At 42.5% G+C, this 16306-nt stretch carries 17 protein-coding genes; 4 read left to right on the top strand and 13 right to left on the bottom strand.

Annotated elements, in window-relative coordinates:
* The coding region (locus tag ACFPOH_RS10180; protein WP_390309541.1) for a hypothetical protein at positions 1 to 187 on the top strand (187 nt) is incomplete at its 5' end.
* 595 nt (positions 188 to 782) lie between these two features.
* Here the strand turns inward: ACFPOH_RS10180 and ACFPOH_RS10175 are convergent.
* From ACFPOH_RS10175 to ACFPOH_RS10160, 4 genes are all read right to left on the bottom strand, one after another.
* A complete protein-coding gene (locus ACFPOH_RS10175) occupies positions 783 to 950 on the bottom strand; it encodes a hypothetical protein (protein ID WP_390309540.1) in 168 nt (55 codons plus the stop codon).
* 441 nt (positions 951 to 1391) lie between these two features.
* Entirely contained in the window at positions 1392 to 2813 is a 1422-nt protein-coding gene (dacB, locus tag ACFPOH_RS10170) for a D-alanyl-D-alanine carboxypeptidase/D-alanyl-D-alanine endopeptidase (protein WP_390309539.1), read from the bottom strand.
* A gap of 379 nt (positions 2814 to 3192) precedes the next feature.
* Positions 3193 to 4080 (bottom strand): deoxyribonuclease IV, encoded by an 888-nt coding sequence (locus ACFPOH_RS10165; RefSeq protein ID WP_342469228.1) that lies wholly within the window; start codon positions 4078 to 4080, stop codon positions 3193 to 3195.
* Positions 4081 to 4097: 17 nt separating this feature from the next.
* Positions 4098 to 5390 carry a DEAD/DEAH box helicase gene (locus ACFPOH_RS10160; RefSeq protein WP_342581528.1) on the bottom strand — a complete coding sequence of 431 codons (1293 nt, stop codon included), beginning with the start codon at positions 5388 to 5390 and terminating at the stop codon, positions 4098 to 4100.
* 302 nt (positions 5391 to 5692) lie between these two features.
* On the opposite strand from ACFPOH_RS10160, the gene ACFPOH_RS10155 reads away from it, so the two are divergent.
* A complete protein-coding gene (locus ACFPOH_RS10155; RefSeq protein WP_342469226.1) occupies positions 5693 to 6265 on the top strand; it encodes a DUF2642 domain-containing protein in 573 nt (190 codons plus the stop codon).
* A 53-nt stretch (positions 6266 to 6318) separates the two neighbouring features.
* Here ACFPOH_RS10155 and dctA read toward each other — a convergent pair whose 3' ends face one another.
* Positions 6319 to 7578: a C4-dicarboxylate transporter DctA gene (gene dctA, locus ACFPOH_RS10150; RefSeq protein WP_342469225.1), complete on the bottom strand. Its 1260-nt coding sequence runs from the start codon at positions 7576 to 7578 to the stop codon at positions 6319 to 6321.
* A gap of 259 nt (positions 7579 to 7837) precedes the next feature.
* Entirely contained in the window at positions 7838 to 8893 is a 1056-nt protein-coding gene (locus ACFPOH_RS10145; RefSeq protein WP_390309538.1) for a DctP family TRAP transporter solute-binding subunit, read from the bottom strand.
* Positions 8894 to 8946: 53 nt separating this feature from the next.
* On the opposite strand from ACFPOH_RS10145, the gene ACFPOH_RS10140 reads away from it, so the two are divergent.
* The gene (locus ACFPOH_RS10140) at positions 8947 to 10563 is read left to right on the top strand and encodes an ATP-binding protein (protein ID WP_465270741.1); all 1617 of its coding nucleotides are present in this window, start codon (positions 8947 to 8949) and stop codon (positions 10561 to 10563) included.
* Positions 10564 to 10572: 9 nt separating this feature from the next.
* The gene (locus tag ACFPOH_RS10135) at positions 10573 to 11280 is read left to right on the top strand and encodes a response regulator (protein ID WP_390309537.1); all 708 of its coding nucleotides are present in this window, start codon (positions 10573 to 10575) and stop codon (positions 11278 to 11280) included.
* Between the two features lie 68 nt (positions 11281 to 11348).
* On the opposite strand, the gene ACFPOH_RS10130 is transcribed toward ACFPOH_RS10135, so the two are convergent.
* From ACFPOH_RS10130 to ACFPOH_RS10100, 7 genes are all read right to left on the bottom strand, one after another.
* Positions 11349 to 12320: a 4-hydroxy-3-methylbut-2-enyl diphosphate reductase gene (locus ACFPOH_RS10130; RefSeq protein WP_342469222.1), complete on the bottom strand. Its 972-nt coding sequence runs from the start codon at positions 12318 to 12320 to the stop codon at positions 11349 to 11351.
* 66 nt (positions 12321 to 12386) lie between these two features.
* Complete coding sequence (gene vrrA, locus ACFPOH_RS10125) at positions 12387 to 12815, bottom strand: VrrA/YqfQ family protein (protein WP_342469221.1); 429 nt, start codon at positions 12813 to 12815, stop codon at positions 12387 to 12389.
* Positions 12816 to 12921: 106 nt separating this feature from the next.
* Positions 12922 to 13125 carry a hypothetical protein gene (locus tag ACFPOH_RS10120; RefSeq protein WP_342581531.1) on the bottom strand — a complete coding sequence of 68 codons (204 nt, stop codon included), beginning with the start codon at positions 13123 to 13125 and terminating at the stop codon, positions 12922 to 12924.
* A gap of 18 nt (positions 13126 to 13143) precedes the next feature.
* A complete protein-coding gene (locus tag ACFPOH_RS10115; protein ID WP_342469220.1) occupies positions 13144 to 14265 on the bottom strand; it encodes a Nif3-like dinuclear metal center hexameric protein in 1122 nt (373 codons plus the stop codon).
* A complete protein-coding gene (locus ACFPOH_RS10110) occupies positions 14262 to 14960 on the bottom strand; it encodes a tRNA (adenine(22)-N(1))-methyltransferase (RefSeq protein ID WP_342469219.1) in 699 nt (232 codons plus the stop codon). Before ACFPOH_RS10110 ends, ACFPOH_RS10115 begins: the two co-directional genes overlap by 4 nt.
* Before the next feature lie 92 nt (positions 14961 to 15052).
* Positions 15053 to 15400, bottom strand: a complete 348-nt coding sequence (locus tag ACFPOH_RS10105) for a c-type cytochrome (protein WP_342469218.1) — start codon at positions 15398 to 15400, stop codon at positions 15053 to 15055.
* A gap of 262 nt (positions 15401 to 15662) precedes the next feature.
* Positions 15663 to 16223 (bottom strand): hypothetical protein, encoded by a 561-nt coding sequence (locus tag ACFPOH_RS10100; RefSeq protein ID WP_342469216.1) that lies wholly within the window; start codon positions 16221 to 16223, stop codon positions 15663 to 15665.
* Positions 16224 to 16306 lie beyond the last annotated feature (83 nt).

The raw sequence follows: 16306 nt of genomic DNA, 5'->3' as shown, positions 1-16306 counted from the left end.
GCACTTTCACACCATCTATCCGCCTCATTTACTCGATATGACCTTCGACAGAAAGAGCTTTGTTTTGTTTTGCAAACTCACTCAATCATACCTAGCCTTATATGAGGTTCGTGTTCCTCGGACCGGTATTTTGCCTCCAGCTTCCTTCAGATTCCGCGTCACCACGGACACCCTTGCGTTGAGCTAACCTCTACTTCTGTCTTCGGGGTTCGGGACTTACACCCTATAGTTCATGTACATGCCGGGCGCACAAAAAGAGCGAAAGGGACTATCCCCCATTCGCTCTTTTTGTTTGAACAAGTAATTGAGGAAGGTTTGCTTCGACTATGTTGTGATGAGATGGAAATCGGTCATATTTGCGCTAAGTCAATTTTTTGGGCTTCCCGGCAATGGGATATCCGCCAAAATTGGAGGATTTTCCGCCATTCTTCAGTGCTTTTCCGCCAAAGTTATGAATTTATCCGCCAAGCCAATTTTTTTGTCTTCTCGGCAATGGGATATCCGCCAAAATCGGAGGTATTTCCGCCATTCTTCAGTGCTTTTCCGCCAAAGTTATGAATTTATCCGCCGAGCCATCATTTTAGGCTCCCCGGCAATGGGATATCCGCCAAAATCGGAGGTATTTCCGCCATTTTGCATTGGTTTTCCGCCAAAGTTGCAAATTTATCCGCCGAGCCAATTTTTTTGTCTTCTCGGCAATAGGATATCCGCCAAAATTGGAGGATTTTCCGCCGTTTTGCAGTGCTTTTCCGCCAAAGTTGCAAATTTATCCGCCGAGCCAATTATTTTAGGCTTCCCGGCATTGTAATATCCGCCAAAATCAGTCGAATATCCGCCATTCTGCAGTGCTTTTCCTCCAAAGTTATGAATTTATCCGCCGAGCCAATTATTTTAGGCTTCCCGGCATTGTAATATCCGCCATAATCGGGCATTTTTCCGCCGTTTTGCATTGGTTTTCCGCCAAAATTATGAATTTATCCGCCAAGCCCATTTTTTTGTCTTCTCGGTAATGGGATATCCGCCAAAATCGGGCGTATTTTCGCCGTTTTGCATTGGTTTTCCGCCAAAGTTATGAATTTATCCGCCGAGCCAATTTTTTTGTCTTCTCGGCAATAGGATATCCGCCAAAATTGGGCGTATTTCCGCCATTCTGCAGTGCTTTTCCGCCAAAGTTATGAATTTATCCGCCGAGCCAATTATTTTAGGCTTCCCGGCATTGTAATATCCGCCAAAATCAGTCGAATATCCGCCATTCTGCAGTGCTTTTCCGCCAAAGTTGCAAATTTATCCGCCGAGCCAATTATTTTAAGCTTCCCGCATTGGGATATCAGCCAAGTTAAAGAACTTATCCGCCATCTAAAAAAAACTCCAAATACGCACATTCAGCCAAATCAATACTGTTCCATCATCGCTTCCACCACTTTGTCAATGTCTTTGATTTTATTTTTCTGTTGATTCTGGGTCATCACGGCAAAGGCATACATTTTCCCGCTTTTGGCCTTCACGTATCCCGCCAAGGTATACACTCCGGATATATGCCCTGTTTTGGCAAATACACGGCCTTTCAAATGATCATCCAAGTACCGTTCCCTCAATGATCCCCCGATCTCCCGTTTCTTTTCCCCTCCAACAGGCAAGCTGCTGAAAAAGATGGGGAAATAGGGTTCGTGGCGGACTATTACTAATAAATTGGTCAACTCATTGGCCGTAGTCCGGTTTTTGTAGGAAATGCCCGAACCATCTTCCAACTGCCAAAATTCCATATTTAATCCAATTTGTTCCCCATAGTACCGGATCACGTTTAATCCGCTTTTAAAATCCCCGTGTCCGTAAACCGTTTGCCCCATTGTTTTGACTAAAATATCCGCAATGCTGTTGTTGCTCAATTTCAGAAAAGGATGGACAAGAACTTCCAATGGCAAGGAATGTTTTGTATAAAGCAAGACGGCATTTTTCGGTACCGCTTTTCTTTCAATGGCCGTATCATAAAATGAAACACCCTCTTCTTCCAACGTTTTCTTGAATGCAATAAGCGTATTAAGGGTTGGATCATATAAGGTCACCCAATCTTTATGGGGCTCTCCAACAGGAATATTACCTGAAATGACAACCTCATTGGATCGGTGTTTCCGGATGATTTCAATGGTATTTTTTTCATTTGAAGCAACCGTCTTTGCCTGGTTGATGAAAATCATGCCGCAATCATTTGGCTCAAATTCAATCATCGGTTTGTTCCCGATTTCCGTCGGTTTGACATGAACAATCATGGTACCGGCGTCAAAATCCTGATCCGGCGACATCGTCAAAGCGCTGATCCGCGGTGCGTAATAATAGCTTTCATCGTCTTTTGCAATCCCTGGAGAAAGGGCCGCACCTTGAAAATGCAAATCATCGCCATATAGATTACCCCGTATGGAATGAACTCCTAATACCTTCAATATATCTGCAATTTGCAAAAAATTGTTCTTTTGAAAAGTGGGATCGCCGCGTCCTTTAAAATAAAGATTGCCCACCAGCTCACCGTTCTCGATTTTGCCATCGGTGTACACATCTGTTTGAAAACGGTGCTGTTCCCCCAATGTATGCAATGCGCTTGCAGCCGTCAGCAATTTCAATGTGGAAGCCGGTTTCATCCCGACATCCCCATTTTTTTCATACACTATTTCACCGGTTTCCGGATCCCTGATGGACACGCTTATATTATCCGTGCCCAAATATTGCTGGATTGTTTCGTTCAGGGACTTTGCCTGAATGGGATGAACATAGCAAAACATAAATAGAACTGTAATTAAAGCCGTATATCTTTTAATCATGCCAGCCACCTTCAAAAAAATCATTTGCATTTTAGTATGGCTGGTTTGCCTTCTTTTATATTGAAAATTGACTAAAGAAAAGAATCCATAATAGCCATTCTTTAAGGGAAAATAGTCAAATTGGCGAACTTAATTGCCAAAGATGAAAAAACGCCATGCAAAAAGGCCGATAATAGTCAAACCCGTGAGCATAATAGCCATTCCCCGATGAATATTAGTCAAAGGATTCAATTTATTAGCCAATCTCTAAAAACATGCCGCCCCAAAAGCCAATAATAGTCAAACTCCGAAACATAATAGCCCCGATGTATATTAGTCAAATGAATCAATATATTCGCCAAACCTCAATCAAAAAAAGAGCGAGGTGTTTTCCTCGCTCTCAGCCGCGCAATGCGTCAATCCATTCCGGATGGAAATCCCCGGTTTTCAGCATTTCAATTTCTTCTTTATATGGCGGCTTTTTATTTTTCGAATCAGAACCGACCCAAGGCGTTTCAAGAATTTTTGGGATGTCTTTGAACACTTCATGATGGACGATGTAGTTGAGCGCATCAAATCCGATATGGCCAAAGCCCAGATTCTCGTGGCGGTCTTTTCTTGCCCCGCGCTCGTTTTTGCTGTCGTTGATATGTACGACTTTGATGCGGTCGAGGCCGATGATTTTATCGAATTCCTCCAACACGCCATCGAAATCTTCCACGATATTGTAACCGGCATCGTGGGTATGGCATGTATCAAAGCAGACGGAAAGACGCTCGTTGTTCGTCACGCCGTCGATGATTTGCGCCAGTTCCTCAAAAGTTTTACCGCATTCGGAACCTTTCCCCGCCATCGTTTCCAATGCAATTTGCACGTTGGAATCCACGGAGAGCACTTCATTCAGCCCTTCGATGATTTTTTTGATGCCCTTTTCTTCCCCTTCCCCCACATGGGAACCTGGATGGAGAACGATTTGTGTGGCACCGATCGCTTCCGTGCGCTCAATTTCTTTTTGCAAAAATTCCACACCCAAAGCAAAGACTTCCGGTTTTACCGTATTGGCAATGTTGATGATGTAAGGGGCATGGACCACAATGTCGGAAATGCCGTGTTCCTTCATATGTTGCAAGCCCGCTTCGATATTCAATTCTTCAATGGCTTTTCTTCTCGTATTTTGAGGGGCCCCTGTATAAATCATGAAGGTTGTTGCCCCGTAGGATGCCGCTTCTTCACTGGCGGCAAGCAGCATTTTCTTGCCGCTCATGGATACGTGTGAACCGATTAACATTCTCCTTTTCCCTCTTTCTACCGCTTACTCTTCTTCAATTTCTTCTTGATTTTCTGCATTTCCTTCTGCATCGCTTTTTTATAACCCGGCTTCACTTTTTTCGGTTTTCGCACCAGCGCTTTTGCGACTTTGTCCAATTCATCTTCCTGCTTTACGCGTTTTTTGCGGGCTTGACGGTCTTTTAATTCAATCCATTCCCCATCCTTCACGTCGCGATGTTTAAATGGAATGCCCAATTTTTCATCAATGCGGTCCAAAGCATCTTCATCATCCGGACCATACAGGGTGATGGCTGTTCCCTCCAGACCCGCGCGCGCTGTTCGTCCGACGCGGTGGACGAAAAACTCCAAGTCTTCAGGAATTTCATAATTGATTACGTGGGAAACGCCTTCGATATCAATGCCCCGGGCTGCCAAATCCGTTGCGACAATGTACTGGAATTCCAAGTCGCGGATTTGCTTCATCATTTTCTTGCGTTCCCTTGGCGTCAAATCCCCATGAATTTCCCCTGTGCGGATGCCGTTTTCCGATAGGAAGCTTGCCACTTCATCCGCCGTTTTTCTCGTATTGCAGAAGATGAGGCATAAAAACGGATTGATAGTCTTGCAAACTTCCAGCAGTTTGTCCGACCGGTTTTTGGATCGGATCGGCACAAGGAAAAATTCTATCCCTTCCGCCACCGGTTTCCGGTCATTGATTTTGATGTGCGCTGGGGATTCCATATATTTATTGAGGAATGGCTGCAACTTGACGGGGATGGTCGCTGAGAAAACGTACATTTCCAGCTTTTCCGGCATGCGCGCCGCAAAACCGTCGATTTCTTCAATGAATCCCATGTCGAAAGCCAAGTCCGCTTCATCCACCACCAAAATTGGCGCTTTGTGGACAAGAAGGGCATTTTCCTTCACCAAATCATGAATTCGTCCAGGCGTTCCGACAACGATGTGGGGTTGGTTTTTCAGCTTTTCCATCAATCGTTGCTTGTCCGTGCCGCCAATCAGCAATTTCGCCGTAATTTCCGTGCCTTCGATAATTTCTTTCAATCGTTCATATATTTGAGTCGCCAATTCCCTCGTCGGCGAAGTGATCACCGCTTGCACTTCCTGTTTGCCCGTATCGATTCTTTGGACAATCGGCAATAAGAAGGCATGGGTTTTCCCGGTCCCTGTGTGGGCTTGCCCAATGGCGCTTTTCCCTTCCAGAATCAACGGAATCATTTCTTTCTGAATCGGAGTTGGTTCTTTAAAGCCGAGCTTTTGAATGGCATCCATAATAAATGGTTTGAATTGAAATTCTGTAAAGTTCGACATGTTTCGTCCCTCCTAACATAAGTTATATTGTAACATCACCCTATGTCATAGAACAATGATTACAGCTTTTGCGTGCGGATTTTATCAATTGCCGCCTTTCCAAACTGGAATATAAAAAGACGACTCATAATATAATGTCTAGTACTAAACATTTCTGGAATGCGGGATAACAAGAGAAAGATCAGTATTGGAAAGGAGGAAGGAACATATTCCAAAGTCTGCAAAAAGAGATTATCGTCATTGAAATATCTGGCGGAAAACACTTAAACGGCTCCGTTGTCGATTCCAGTGATGAACTCATCGTGTTATATGATGGGAATAAATTTGTCTATATACCATTTGAACATATCCAATCATTCTATAAAGATTTCGAAAACGAAAATAATATTCAAACTCCATCAGAAATCCCGGCATTTATTTCGCGGGTCAACCAAAATTTGACACTAAAAAATATACTCACATTGGCGAAGGGCATCCACGTGGAAATCATGGTCGCCAAAAACGAACCCCTGCATGGTGTGATCACAACCATCAAAGACGACTATTTTGTATTCGAGTCGCCTGTTTACAAAAGGATGTACATTGCCCAGTACCATTTGAAATGGCTGATACCACATTTGAACCAATTACCTTATGGCCTTAGCGAGAAAGAATTTCAGCATTTCGCATCGGCAAACGATGAAACCTTTCAAAGCACTTTCGTTTCCCAGCTTGCTGAATTGAAAAATCAAATGGCTATATTGAATTTGGGGAAAGATTTTTCCCACATCGGGAAAGTCATCAATGTAAACAATCAGTTGATCAGTATAGAAAACGGAAAATCGAAACTCACTTATTTTAATCTCTCCCACATTCAAACCCTTCAACTAGTTTAATGGAAAAAAGGCTTTCAAGAAAGTTCTTTACCTTCTTAAAAGCCTTTTTCTTATTAGTGGGCTTCCAATTTGTGCTGTTTCAATTCTTCGTATTTCGCCACATCAAATTCTTTTTCCGATTTTGAAATCACGACCGCTGATAACGCATTCCCTATCAAATTCGTCACGGAACGGGCTTCTGACATAAAGCGGTCCACACCGATCAACAGGGCGATCCCTTCAATCGGAATCATCGGGAATGCCGCGAGTGTCGCCGCAAGTGTGATAAATCCGGAGCCCGTCACCCCGGCAGCCCCTTTGGACGTAATCATCAACACGGCCAGGATGGTAACAATTTGTACCCATGTTAAATGAATGCCATAAGCTTGCGCGATAAATAAAGTTGCCATCGACAAATAGATCGCTGTTCCATCCAGGTTGAAGGAGTAGCCGGTTGGAACGACCAATCCGACTGTTTGTTTGGAACAACCAAATTGTTCCAACTTTCTGATCAAAGACGGCAATGCCGATTCAGATGAAGATGTCCCGATGACGATGAAGATTTCTTCTTTGATATAGGCAATAAATTTTAAGATATTGATGCCATAAAATCTGGCGATGGAACCTAAAATGAACACGATAAATATAAACATGGTCGTATAAACGGAAACCATTAAAAGCCCCAAGTTTGCCAAAGACTTGATTCCGAAGTTGCCGATCGTATAGGCCATTGCACCAAATGCCCCAATCGGTGAAAAGATCATCACCATGCCGACAATTTTGAAAAAGATTTCTGAAACGTTTTCAAAAAAGGTAATCACAGGTTTCGCCCGCTCTCCGACAGCCGCCGCCGCAAGTCCAAACAACACCGCCGCAAACAACGTCGGCAATAATTCGCCATTGGCCAATGCCCCTACAAAGTTGTCAGGTATAATACTGGAAATAAAATGGGCAAGCCCATGCTCCGATTCGGAAGCCGCCGAAGTGTATTTTGAAATGTCGGCATTTCCTGCAGCAGAGGTATCCAATCCTTTACCTGGTTGAATGACTAGTGCAACGATGATTCCAATGGCAAGGGCAATAGTGGAAACGATTTCAAAATAGATCAGCGCTTTGCCGCCGATTTTTCCGACCTTCTTTACATCCCCCATGCTGCCGATTCCAACGACCACCGTCAAAAAGATGATTGGGGCAATCAACATCTTGATCAATTTAATGAATAAATCCGCAAGTATCTTCAACTTTGCCCCAAATTCAGGCCAAACCGCCCCTACAATAATCCCCAAGATGATTGCTATAATCACTTGAACTGTAAGATTTTTCAATATTTTCATATCATCATCCCCGTCAAAAATTGATTTGTTGTTATGCTTGAATCTATAATAATAAAAATTATTTGAAAATTAGTTTTTCGTTTATAAAGGTTATTTCGTTTGTTTTGTTCATTATCCGGAAGAATCCTTAAAAACCCTGATGTTTCAAGGGTTTGCGTGTTATATGACTGATCTTTAAAGCAATTCTTTTGTTATATAACAAAAATAAAAAAGGTCCCCTTTTTCAAGGAAACCTTCATTTTGTTCATTTTGTTCAATTTCAAAAATCTTCCACTTTATCGATATCTTGCAGAAGCAGATTGAAATATGTGCCATTCACCTTTTGATTAAAGTATTCGTAAAGGGGGCTGACAGATTGCATCCATTGCTTTTTATTTTGTTCATTCAATTGGATTATTTCCACATTCGGTTCTTTATAAAGCTTCTCCAAAAATTCCCCGTTGATCCGTTCAGCCAACTCAAATTGCCATTCTTGCATTTCTTCCAATGATTCGATGATGATTTGTTGATCCTCTTCCGTTAAACTATTCCAAAAATTTTCATTCATCATCACCGCATAGGCCATGATGCCATGATTGGAAAGGGTGATGTGATTTTCCATTGTATAAAATTTTTTCGAATAAATATTCGAAATCGTGTTTTCCTGGGCATCAATCAACTGGTTTTGAATTTCATAATAGACATCATCAAAATTTAAAGGGATCGGCTCCGCATTTAGCTTGCGATATTGTTCTTTAATGATATCGCTGCCCATCGTCCGGATCTGTTTCCCTTTGAAATCTTCCGCACGGATAATCGGTTGGTTGGAAGAGATTTGCTTGAATCCGTTGCTCCAAAAAGTGAGCCCTTTGATATGAAGCTTTGACAATTCTTCCAACAGCTTGCCGCTCAACTCCCCGGTCAAAACGGCCTTCAACTGTTCGTTGGTTTCGATGACAAAGGGCAAATCCAGCACCTGCCAACTTGGCAAACGTTCGGTCATTTTGGAAGTGGTCGGGGCGATCATTTGCACTTCATTATCCAACAAGGCTTCCAATTCATCATAATCGCTGTACAACATGCCGTCAGGATACACTTTCACCATGATCCGGCCCCCGCTTTTTTCTTCCACCAGTTCCGCAAACTTTTTGGCCGCCATCCCTTTTGGCGTATTTTCCGCCACAACATGGCTGAAATTGATGATGATTTGATCATCCAATCCCACTTGTTCATCATCATAGGCTATTTTTTCTTTTGAAAATGCCCCTTGCTGATATGCGATCAATCCTATGACAAACAGAATCGTCAAAACTGCGCTACCCACAAAATATTTCATACGTTTCACCATAGCCACTGTAATATAATATGATTATAGCCATTATGGCAAAAATGCGTTCGGAGGGCAATGAATTGAAAAGAAGAAAATTATCAATGAATTCGAAAATCATGTTCCTCACCTTTTTCATTATTGCCTTCTCCTTTTTTATTGCGGGCAGTTTTGTCCTTGGTAGTATGATAAAGGAAAGGGAAAAAGAAATTGGGCAAAGGGCCATGCTCGTTGCAAGAACGGTGGCCAATCTGCCCGAATTGAAAACCTCTCTCCAAAACGAAAACTTCGGTGAGGCGTCAAAGAAAATTAATCAAATCGTTGACGAAATCCGCACCATTAACCGCGCGGAGTATATTGTTGTGATGGATATGAACCGGATCAAATATTCCCATCCGTCCAAAAATCAAATCGGACAAATAAGCAAGTCCACCGATATCAATGCAGCCTTTGCGGAACATTATTATCTTTCAAAGGCAAAAGGTGAAAAAGGAATCATGTTGCGGGCATTTGTTCCGATCATGGATGAAAATAAACAAATTGGCGTAACAGTGGTCGGTTACTCGCTGCCCACTTTCTCAGACTTTTTTTCTGAGTATTCAAATGAGATTTTAATCACTTTTGCCCTGTCAATGTTGTTTAGCGCATTTGGAGCGAAAGCCCTTGGCATGCATATCAAAAAACAAATTTTTGGACTTGAACCCCATGAAATTGCAAAACTCTATGTGGAGCGGACGGAAACCTTCAATTCCATGCATGACGGAATCATTGCCATCGACCAGGATTTGAAGATCACCATTTTTAATCAAAAGGCTTGCGAAATCTTGGGCGTGGATCTGGAACCTTCCCAATGCATCGGAAAAAGGATCGAAGACGTGATTCCTGACACAAGGCTGCCGGAAATTGTGTATTCCAAAAAACCGGTGTATGACCAGGAAATTTTTGTGAACAACCACAGCATTTTAAGCAACCGCATCCCCATTTCCGTAGATGGGCAAGTGGTGGGAGCCGTGGCGGTATTCAAAGACTTGACGGCCTTCAAAAAAATGGCGGAAGAATTGACGGGCGTCAAAGCTTATGTACAAGCATTGCGTGTCCAAACCCATGAATACAAAAACAAACTCCATACCATTGCGGGGCTGTTGCATTTAGGACGGACAAAACAAGCGCTCGAATACTTATCTCAAGTATCGAGCCACCATGATAATGTCACAAAATTTCTGAATGAACGGATTTATAATGAGAATATCTCCGGCCTATTGTTAGGCAAAATCATCCGTGGACAGGAATTGGGGATCAGGGTTACCATCGATAAAGAAAGCCGTTTTACCAGATTTCCTGAAAAGCTGGATTATCATGATTTTGTGGTATTATTGGGCAATTTGATTGAAAACGCCTTTGATGCGTTGATCATGGCCAATAAAGACGAAAAAGAAATCCACATTTCAATCGATGACCGGGATGAAGTCCTCGCGATCGAAGTGAGTGACAACGGCATCGGCATGACGGAAGAAGTGAAGTCGCAAATTTTTGAAAGAGGTTTTTCTACAAAAGAAAAAGAAAATCGTGGAATCGGGTTGTACCTGGTGAAAGAAATTGTGAAAAAAGGAAATGGTGTCATCGAAGTGTACAGCGAACCTGACAAAGGAACCACATTCTTGATATCATTCAATTTTTAGGAGGATTTCATGGCAATTAAAGTGTTATTGATCGAAGACGATCCAATGGTTAGGGAAGTCAATCGGCAATTTATTGAAAAAGTGGAAGACTTTGAAGTCATTGCCATGTGCAAAAATGGCGTCGAAGGTTTTCAAAAAATCCTGGAATGTAAACCGGATTTGGTATTCATGGATATATTCATGCCCGAACAGGACGGACTCTCCACTTTAAGAAAAATCCGGTCGGAAAATTTGCCTGTGGATTGTATTGCCGTCACAGCGGCGAATGATTTGCAAACCATTCAGCAAATTTTGCACTTGGGCGTGTACGACTATATTATGAAACCCTTCACCTTCGAACGGATGCAGCAAACGTTGTTGAATTATAAAAAGTTTAAACATGTCAGTGCCGAAACACGGATTTTGAATCAGGAAGAGTTGGACAACCTTATTCATCCCCATGGGAACATGGAAAACCGGGAAACAAAGAGCGGCCATTTGCCCGAGGAACTTCCGAAGGGGTTCAACCGTTCAACGCTCAATAAAGTCCTCCACTATCTGAAAGAAGCAGAAAAAGGGGCCTCCGCCGATGATGTGGCGGCAGCCATCGGGGTGGCAAGAGTCACGGCAAGACGGTATCTGGATTTTTTGGAAAAGCAAAATATGGTGAGTGTCGATGTGCATTATGGCGGCATCGGAAGACCCATCAACCAATACTTTATTCAGAAGGATAATTGAGCATAAAAATAAAGGATTTTATATATTAGAGTCCGCTAATATATAAAATCCTTTTATATTTTCTCCCATTATTCTTCGGGCAGAATTTTCTTCACCGGTTTCGGCTCTTTGATTTTCGGAAGGATTTTATCAAGGGTCACTGTGCGTTTAATTTCATGGGTCGATGGGTCGTTTTTGTCGAACTTCTCCAAAAATGCAATGACTTCCTTGACAATCGGCGTTGGTGTGGAAGCTCCTGCCGTCACCGCCACCTTCTCCGCATCCATTAACCATTCGATTTTCAATTCGGATAGATCGGCGATTCGGTATGCGGGTGTTCCCGCAATTTCTTCCGACACTTGTTTTAACCGGTTAGTATTGTTGGAGCGGGGATCGCCGACAACGATGACGACATCCGCTTCTTTTGCCTGCTGTGCGACCGCTTCCTGCCGCACTTGAGTGGCCATGCAGATTTCTTTATGTTCCTCGACATGAGGATATTTTTCTTTGATGTAATCCATCAAATGTTTAACATCCCATTGGCTCATCGTTGTTTGATTTGTCACAAGGAGTTTATCGTTCTGCAAATTCAAGTTATCAATGTCTTCTTTATTTTCCACTAAATAAACATGATCAGGTGCGACTCCGATGGCCCCTTCAGGCTCGGGATGGTTTTTCTTTCCAATATATATGATATCATAACCTTCTTTGACTTTTTCCCGGATTAAATCATGGGTCACCGTCACGTCAGGACATGTTGCATCGATGGCCACAAGTCCTTTTCTTTTCGCAATTTCCCGCACTTCCGGTGATACCCCATGGGCAGTGAAAATGACTGTCCCTTTCTCCACTTTTTCGATGATTTCTTTCCGGTTTTCGCCGTCAAGTGTAATGATGCCTTCCTTTTCAAAGGCATCCACCACATGTTTATTATGAACAATCATTCCTAAAATGTAGATTGGTCGTGGCAATGTTTTATCCAATGAAGCGTTTCTTGCAATGACCATTGCGTCCACTACGCCATAGCAATAGCCACGAGGATTTATTTTAATGACTTCCATCGTGTCAACTCCTTTTGTTGGTACATAGCTTTATTATAACGGAGCTGGACACTGAATACAAAGCTTCTATTCTAAATGATCGAAAGGCGGTTGATAGATTTTCGGAACGGATGGTCTCGTTTCATAGGATGGTCTTTGGCTTCTTCCATTTTGGTTCGATTGGCCGGATGGTGGCTGATTTCTTCCCCGTTCATTCCCTGGGCCGCCTTGTGACGGGATTCCTTGAAACCCTTTGTACAGCTTCCATAATGCAGGCAAATTCCGGAGCATCGGAGCAGCTTGCTGGATATATGGTTGGAAACTTTGGGCAGTCGCCAAAAAGCGGTTGGCCGTTTCCAGCAGCGAATCCAGTCTTGCTGTTCCTTTTGGCGGCGCGAAACCAGGAGGCATTTGTGGCGGAAATGGTCCAGGTCTATAGCCAAATTGTGGCGGACTTGGTATGAAATGATTCGGTCTTCCTGGCGGCATCTGGTAAGGAAAATGATGTGGTCGCATGGAAATCTCCTTTCTGTTTGATGCAAATGACGTAAGTCTTCTAAAAGCTATCATATGCAAACGGTCAGTGAAAGGTACAGCACCTATGATTGTCTTCCATGGGAGATCATTTGCTTTTTACTTCATTGGCGATGATGCCCTCCTTTCGGCGATTATCCTCGCTCGATTGGCGATTATCTTTCAAACTTTGGCGATTATCGCCTTGCATCAAATTAATTTTGGTTTTGCGATTCTCCGAAAATAAAAAAGAGCAAATGAAGAAAACCATCGCTTCCTTCATTCGCTCCAAGAGGATTGTTTGGACATACATATTTCATTGTTACCCACATTAAATAAAAATAAACGGCTCTGTATTTACTTCCGATTCGATAAATTCCACATCGAGTTTCCCTTCTTTGCAAAGGGCGGTCATTTTTTCTTTAACCCCTTTGATCATCACTTTTTCCACATGATGGCCAGGGTCGACAATATTTAAGCCGATCGCTTGGGCGTCTTGTGCCACATGGAAATACATATCCCCTGTGACAAACACATCCGCACCGGCTCTTTTGGCGATGTGAATATATTTATTTCCGTCGCCTCCAAGCACCGCGACTTTCGAAACCGTGTCATTTTCATTGCCCACGATGCGCACCATCGGAACATCCAATCGCTCTTTTACATATTCGGCGAATTGTCTTAAGCTCATCGGCTCCTTCAACGTGCCAATCCGCCCGATGCCGTATTCATTCGTTTCTTGCGCCAATGTGTAGAGGTCATAAGCCGGTTCCTCATATGGATGGGCGTTTAACATCGCTTTCAAAATCCGGTTTTTCATGGATGCCGGAAACACCACTTCGATTTTCTCTTCATCGGTCACTTCGATTTCGCCCACGTCCCCGATATAAGGATTGGCTCCCTCCAATGGACGGAAACGCCCCTTCCCGTCCGTGGAATAACTGCAGGAATCATAATTGCCGATTTTCCCTGCACCCGCTTTTGCAAGGACATAGCGCAGTTCATCCGCATGGTCATCCGGAACAAATACAGCCAACTTCATTAAATGTTCCGAATACGTTTTCTCTAAAATCCCGCGGTTTTCCAGTTCCAAAGCATCGGCAAGCAAATCGTTGACGCCGCCTTCCGCCACATCCAGATTTGTATGGGCGGCATATACCGCAATATCGTTTTTCAACAGCTTTTCGTAAAGTTTGCCGCTGGGCGTGTCCGTTCTCAAATTGGACAACTTTCTGAAGATGGGCGGATGGTGGGCAATAATGAGTTGGCATCCTTTTTCTATCGCTTCATCGGCCACCGCTTCATTCACATCAAGAGTCACCAGCACTTTTGTGACTTCTTTGTTTAACGTGCCGATTGCAAGGCCGATCGGGTCATTTTCCATGCATGCCAATTTCTTAGGAGCCCAGCTTTCAAAAAGCTGAATAATCTCATTCCCGTTCGCTTTTTTCATGGTTTCAATACCTCCTCCACTAATGCAACATGATGAAGCAATTCTTCCCGTTTCGCAAGAATTTCGGGCGTTTGGTCGGCTTTTTCCAGCGATTGGAGCACTTTTTTCATATGTTGCACTTCATTCGTCCATTTTTTCACGAAAACGTCCGACTTCTCCCGAATCAATTCTTTCCCCATTAATATCTCCGCTTCCGTCAACTCCATTGGCCCCCGCTCAAGCACGAGGATTTCATATATTTTTTCATCCTCTTCCACAATGGCTTCATCAATGATTTTCCATTGATGCGCCAATGCCCATTGACGGATCAATTTTGCATGAATGTTCGGTTGCAATATGAGGCGCTGGATGGATTCAAGTTTTTCCGGATTCTTTTCCAAAATGGAAACGATTAACGATCCGCCCATTCCTGCAATCGTGATCGTATCCACACCATCACCGCTTTCAATGGCTGCCAATCCATCGGCAAGTCTTACGGTAATTTGATTTTCCATCCCTTCTTCTCTCACTTTTTTCAGCGCGGACTGGTATGGTCCATCCACCACTTCTCCCGCAACCGCTTTCTGTACAATGCCTTTATGAACCAAATAACACGGCAAATAGGCATGGTCTGAGCCGATATCTGCCACGGTTGCTCCTTTCGGTACAAAGGAAGCAACGGTTTCGAGTCGTTTGGAAAGATTTTGTGCATTCATGATGTACCCGCCTTTTTTGTTAATTTATAACTCTCATTATATAAAAAAATAAACCCTTAGTCGCCTACTTTAGCAACTAAGGATTTATGTAATTATTCTAATGAACTGATGTACTCGGCGATTTTTTTGGCTTCGTCGCCAGTTTTCATTCCTGGAGTCATTGGAGTTCCTTCGATACCGTTTTCAAGAACGTCCACGATACGATCCGCATCAAGTCCAGCGATTTGAGGACCCATGCCACCTTTCAAGTCTTGGCCGTGGCATCCAATACATGTTTGAACTAATGCTGCACCATCGTCTGCAGAAGCATTATCTTCCGTAGTTGTCCCCTCTTCAGCATTTTCATTTTGTTTTCCGACACCGTCTAAAGACAAGAAGAAGATAAGTGCAATACCCAATGCCATTATGAGGATATAAGGAACAATCGGGTTATTTTTCATGTGTCTTTAACCTCCTTATAATTCATCAATGCTATAAATGATAGAATATAGTCAACAATCATTATTGTACTTCATATTTTACAAAACGAAAAGACCTAAACAGAAAGTTTTACAAGGACTGTAACAATTTCGACAATTTTTCACAATTTTGCCTTTTATTTTATTTATCATTTTTCTCTATAACACGTTGGATTTTTATTATTTCCGTTTCCGCAAAAATTATATTACCAAAACAAAATGAAAAACGTTCTTTTTATTGTAATTATAGGAAAAATAGTTGATAACCAATGATGATCAACAATCCCAATAGACCCGAAATCTTGAAATACAAAAGCTTCAGACGGATTCCCGTGATGGTCCACATAAGAGAGTTGGCGATCAATAATGAATATAATACAATATTATTATTTTCAAAATAAACCAGGCTCACTTTGACGGAAATCCCAAAAATCAGGAGGGCCGCCGCCACTTGCAATATTGGTGCGATCAAATCATGCTTTTTCGCAAATTGATAAGAATAGATGATAAATAGAATCGCTATACATCCCGCAATCAATGCGGCAACAAAAAAGTAGGAGGTCATGAGAAAAAGAAACACCAATAAGGCAACCGTTAACAAAATCAACAACAAAGCGATGATCCTTTTTTTACGCTTTTCCTTTTCGATGATCGACTTTTTATAACTGACATCTTCCTGCTGTTTGATATCTTCCCCTTCGGTATAAAGCTTCAATAAAAAGTCGCAATATTGTTCCGGCAACAGCTTATTTTGCTTCCAAAATAAGATTTCGTTCAAAATGATTTGCTTCTTAGGATTTTCCATATAGTTTCCCCGAAATGATAAATTATTTATCTATATTTTATCTTATTTTCTATATTCCGGCATCCATAGAAAGTAATAAATCT

It is taken from the genome of Ureibacillus suwonensis (assembly GCF_042655065.1).
Taxonomy (GTDB): Bacteria; Bacillota; Bacilli; order Bacillales_A; family Planococcaceae; genus Ureibacillus; species Ureibacillus suwonensis.
The sequence above is the reverse complement of the archived record's forward strand: the minus strand, read 5'-3'. Positions and strand labels throughout refer to the sequence as shown.

Coding starts and splice junctions, on each gene's coding strand:
- ACFPOH_RS10175 (WP_390309540.1), bottom strand. CDS start 950: ATGCAAAACGGCGGAAAAATGCCCGATTATGGCGGATATTACAATGCC.
- dacB (WP_390309539.1), bottom strand. CDS start 2,813: ATGATTAAAAGATATACGGCTTTAATTACAGTTCTATTTATGTTTTGC.
- ACFPOH_RS10165 (WP_342469228.1), bottom strand. CDS start 4,080: ATGTTAATCGGTTCACACGTATCCATGAGCGGCAAGAAAATGCTGCTT.
- ACFPOH_RS10160 (WP_342581528.1), bottom strand. CDS start 5,390: ATGTCGAACTTTACAGAATTTCAATTCAAACCATTTATTATGGATGCC.
- dctA (WP_342469225.1), bottom strand. CDS start 7,578: ATGAAAATATTGAAAAATCTTACAGTTCAAGTGATTATAGCAATCATC.
- ACFPOH_RS10145 (WP_390309538.1), bottom strand. CDS start 8,893: ATGAAATATTTTGTGGGTAGCGCAGTTTTGACGATTCTGTTTGTCATA.
- ACFPOH_RS10140 (WP_465270741.1), top strand. CDS start 8,947: ATGCGTTCGGAGGGCAATGAATTGAAAAGAAGAAAATTATCAATGAAT.
- ACFPOH_RS10135 (WP_390309537.1), top strand. CDS start 10,573: ATGGCAATTAAAGTGTTATTGATCGAAGACGATCCAATGGTTAGGGAA.
- ACFPOH_RS10130 (WP_342469222.1), bottom strand. CDS start 12,320: ATGGAAGTCATTAAAATAAATCCTCGTGGCTATTGCTATGGCGTAGTG.
- vrrA (WP_342469221.1), bottom strand. CDS start 12,815: ATGCGACCACATCATTTTCCTTACCAGATGCCGCCAGGAAGACCGAAT.
- ACFPOH_RS10120 (WP_342581531.1), bottom strand. CDS start 13,125: ATGTATGTCCAAACAATCCTCTTGGAGCGAATGAAGGAAGCGATGGTT.
- ACFPOH_RS10115 (WP_342469220.1), bottom strand. CDS start 14,265: ATGAAAAAAGCGAACGGGAATGAGATTATTCAGCTTTTTGAAAGCTGG.
- ACFPOH_RS10110 (WP_342469219.1), bottom strand. CDS start 14,960: ATGAATGCACAAAATCTTTCCAAACGACTCGAAACCGTTGCTTCCTTT.
- ACFPOH_RS10105 (WP_342469218.1), bottom strand. CDS start 15,400: ATGAAAAATAACCCGATTGTTCCTTATATCCTCATAATGGCATTGGGT.
- ACFPOH_RS10100 (WP_342469216.1), bottom strand. CDS start 16,223: ATGGAAAATCCTAAGAAGCAAATCATTTTGAACGAAATCTTATTTTGG.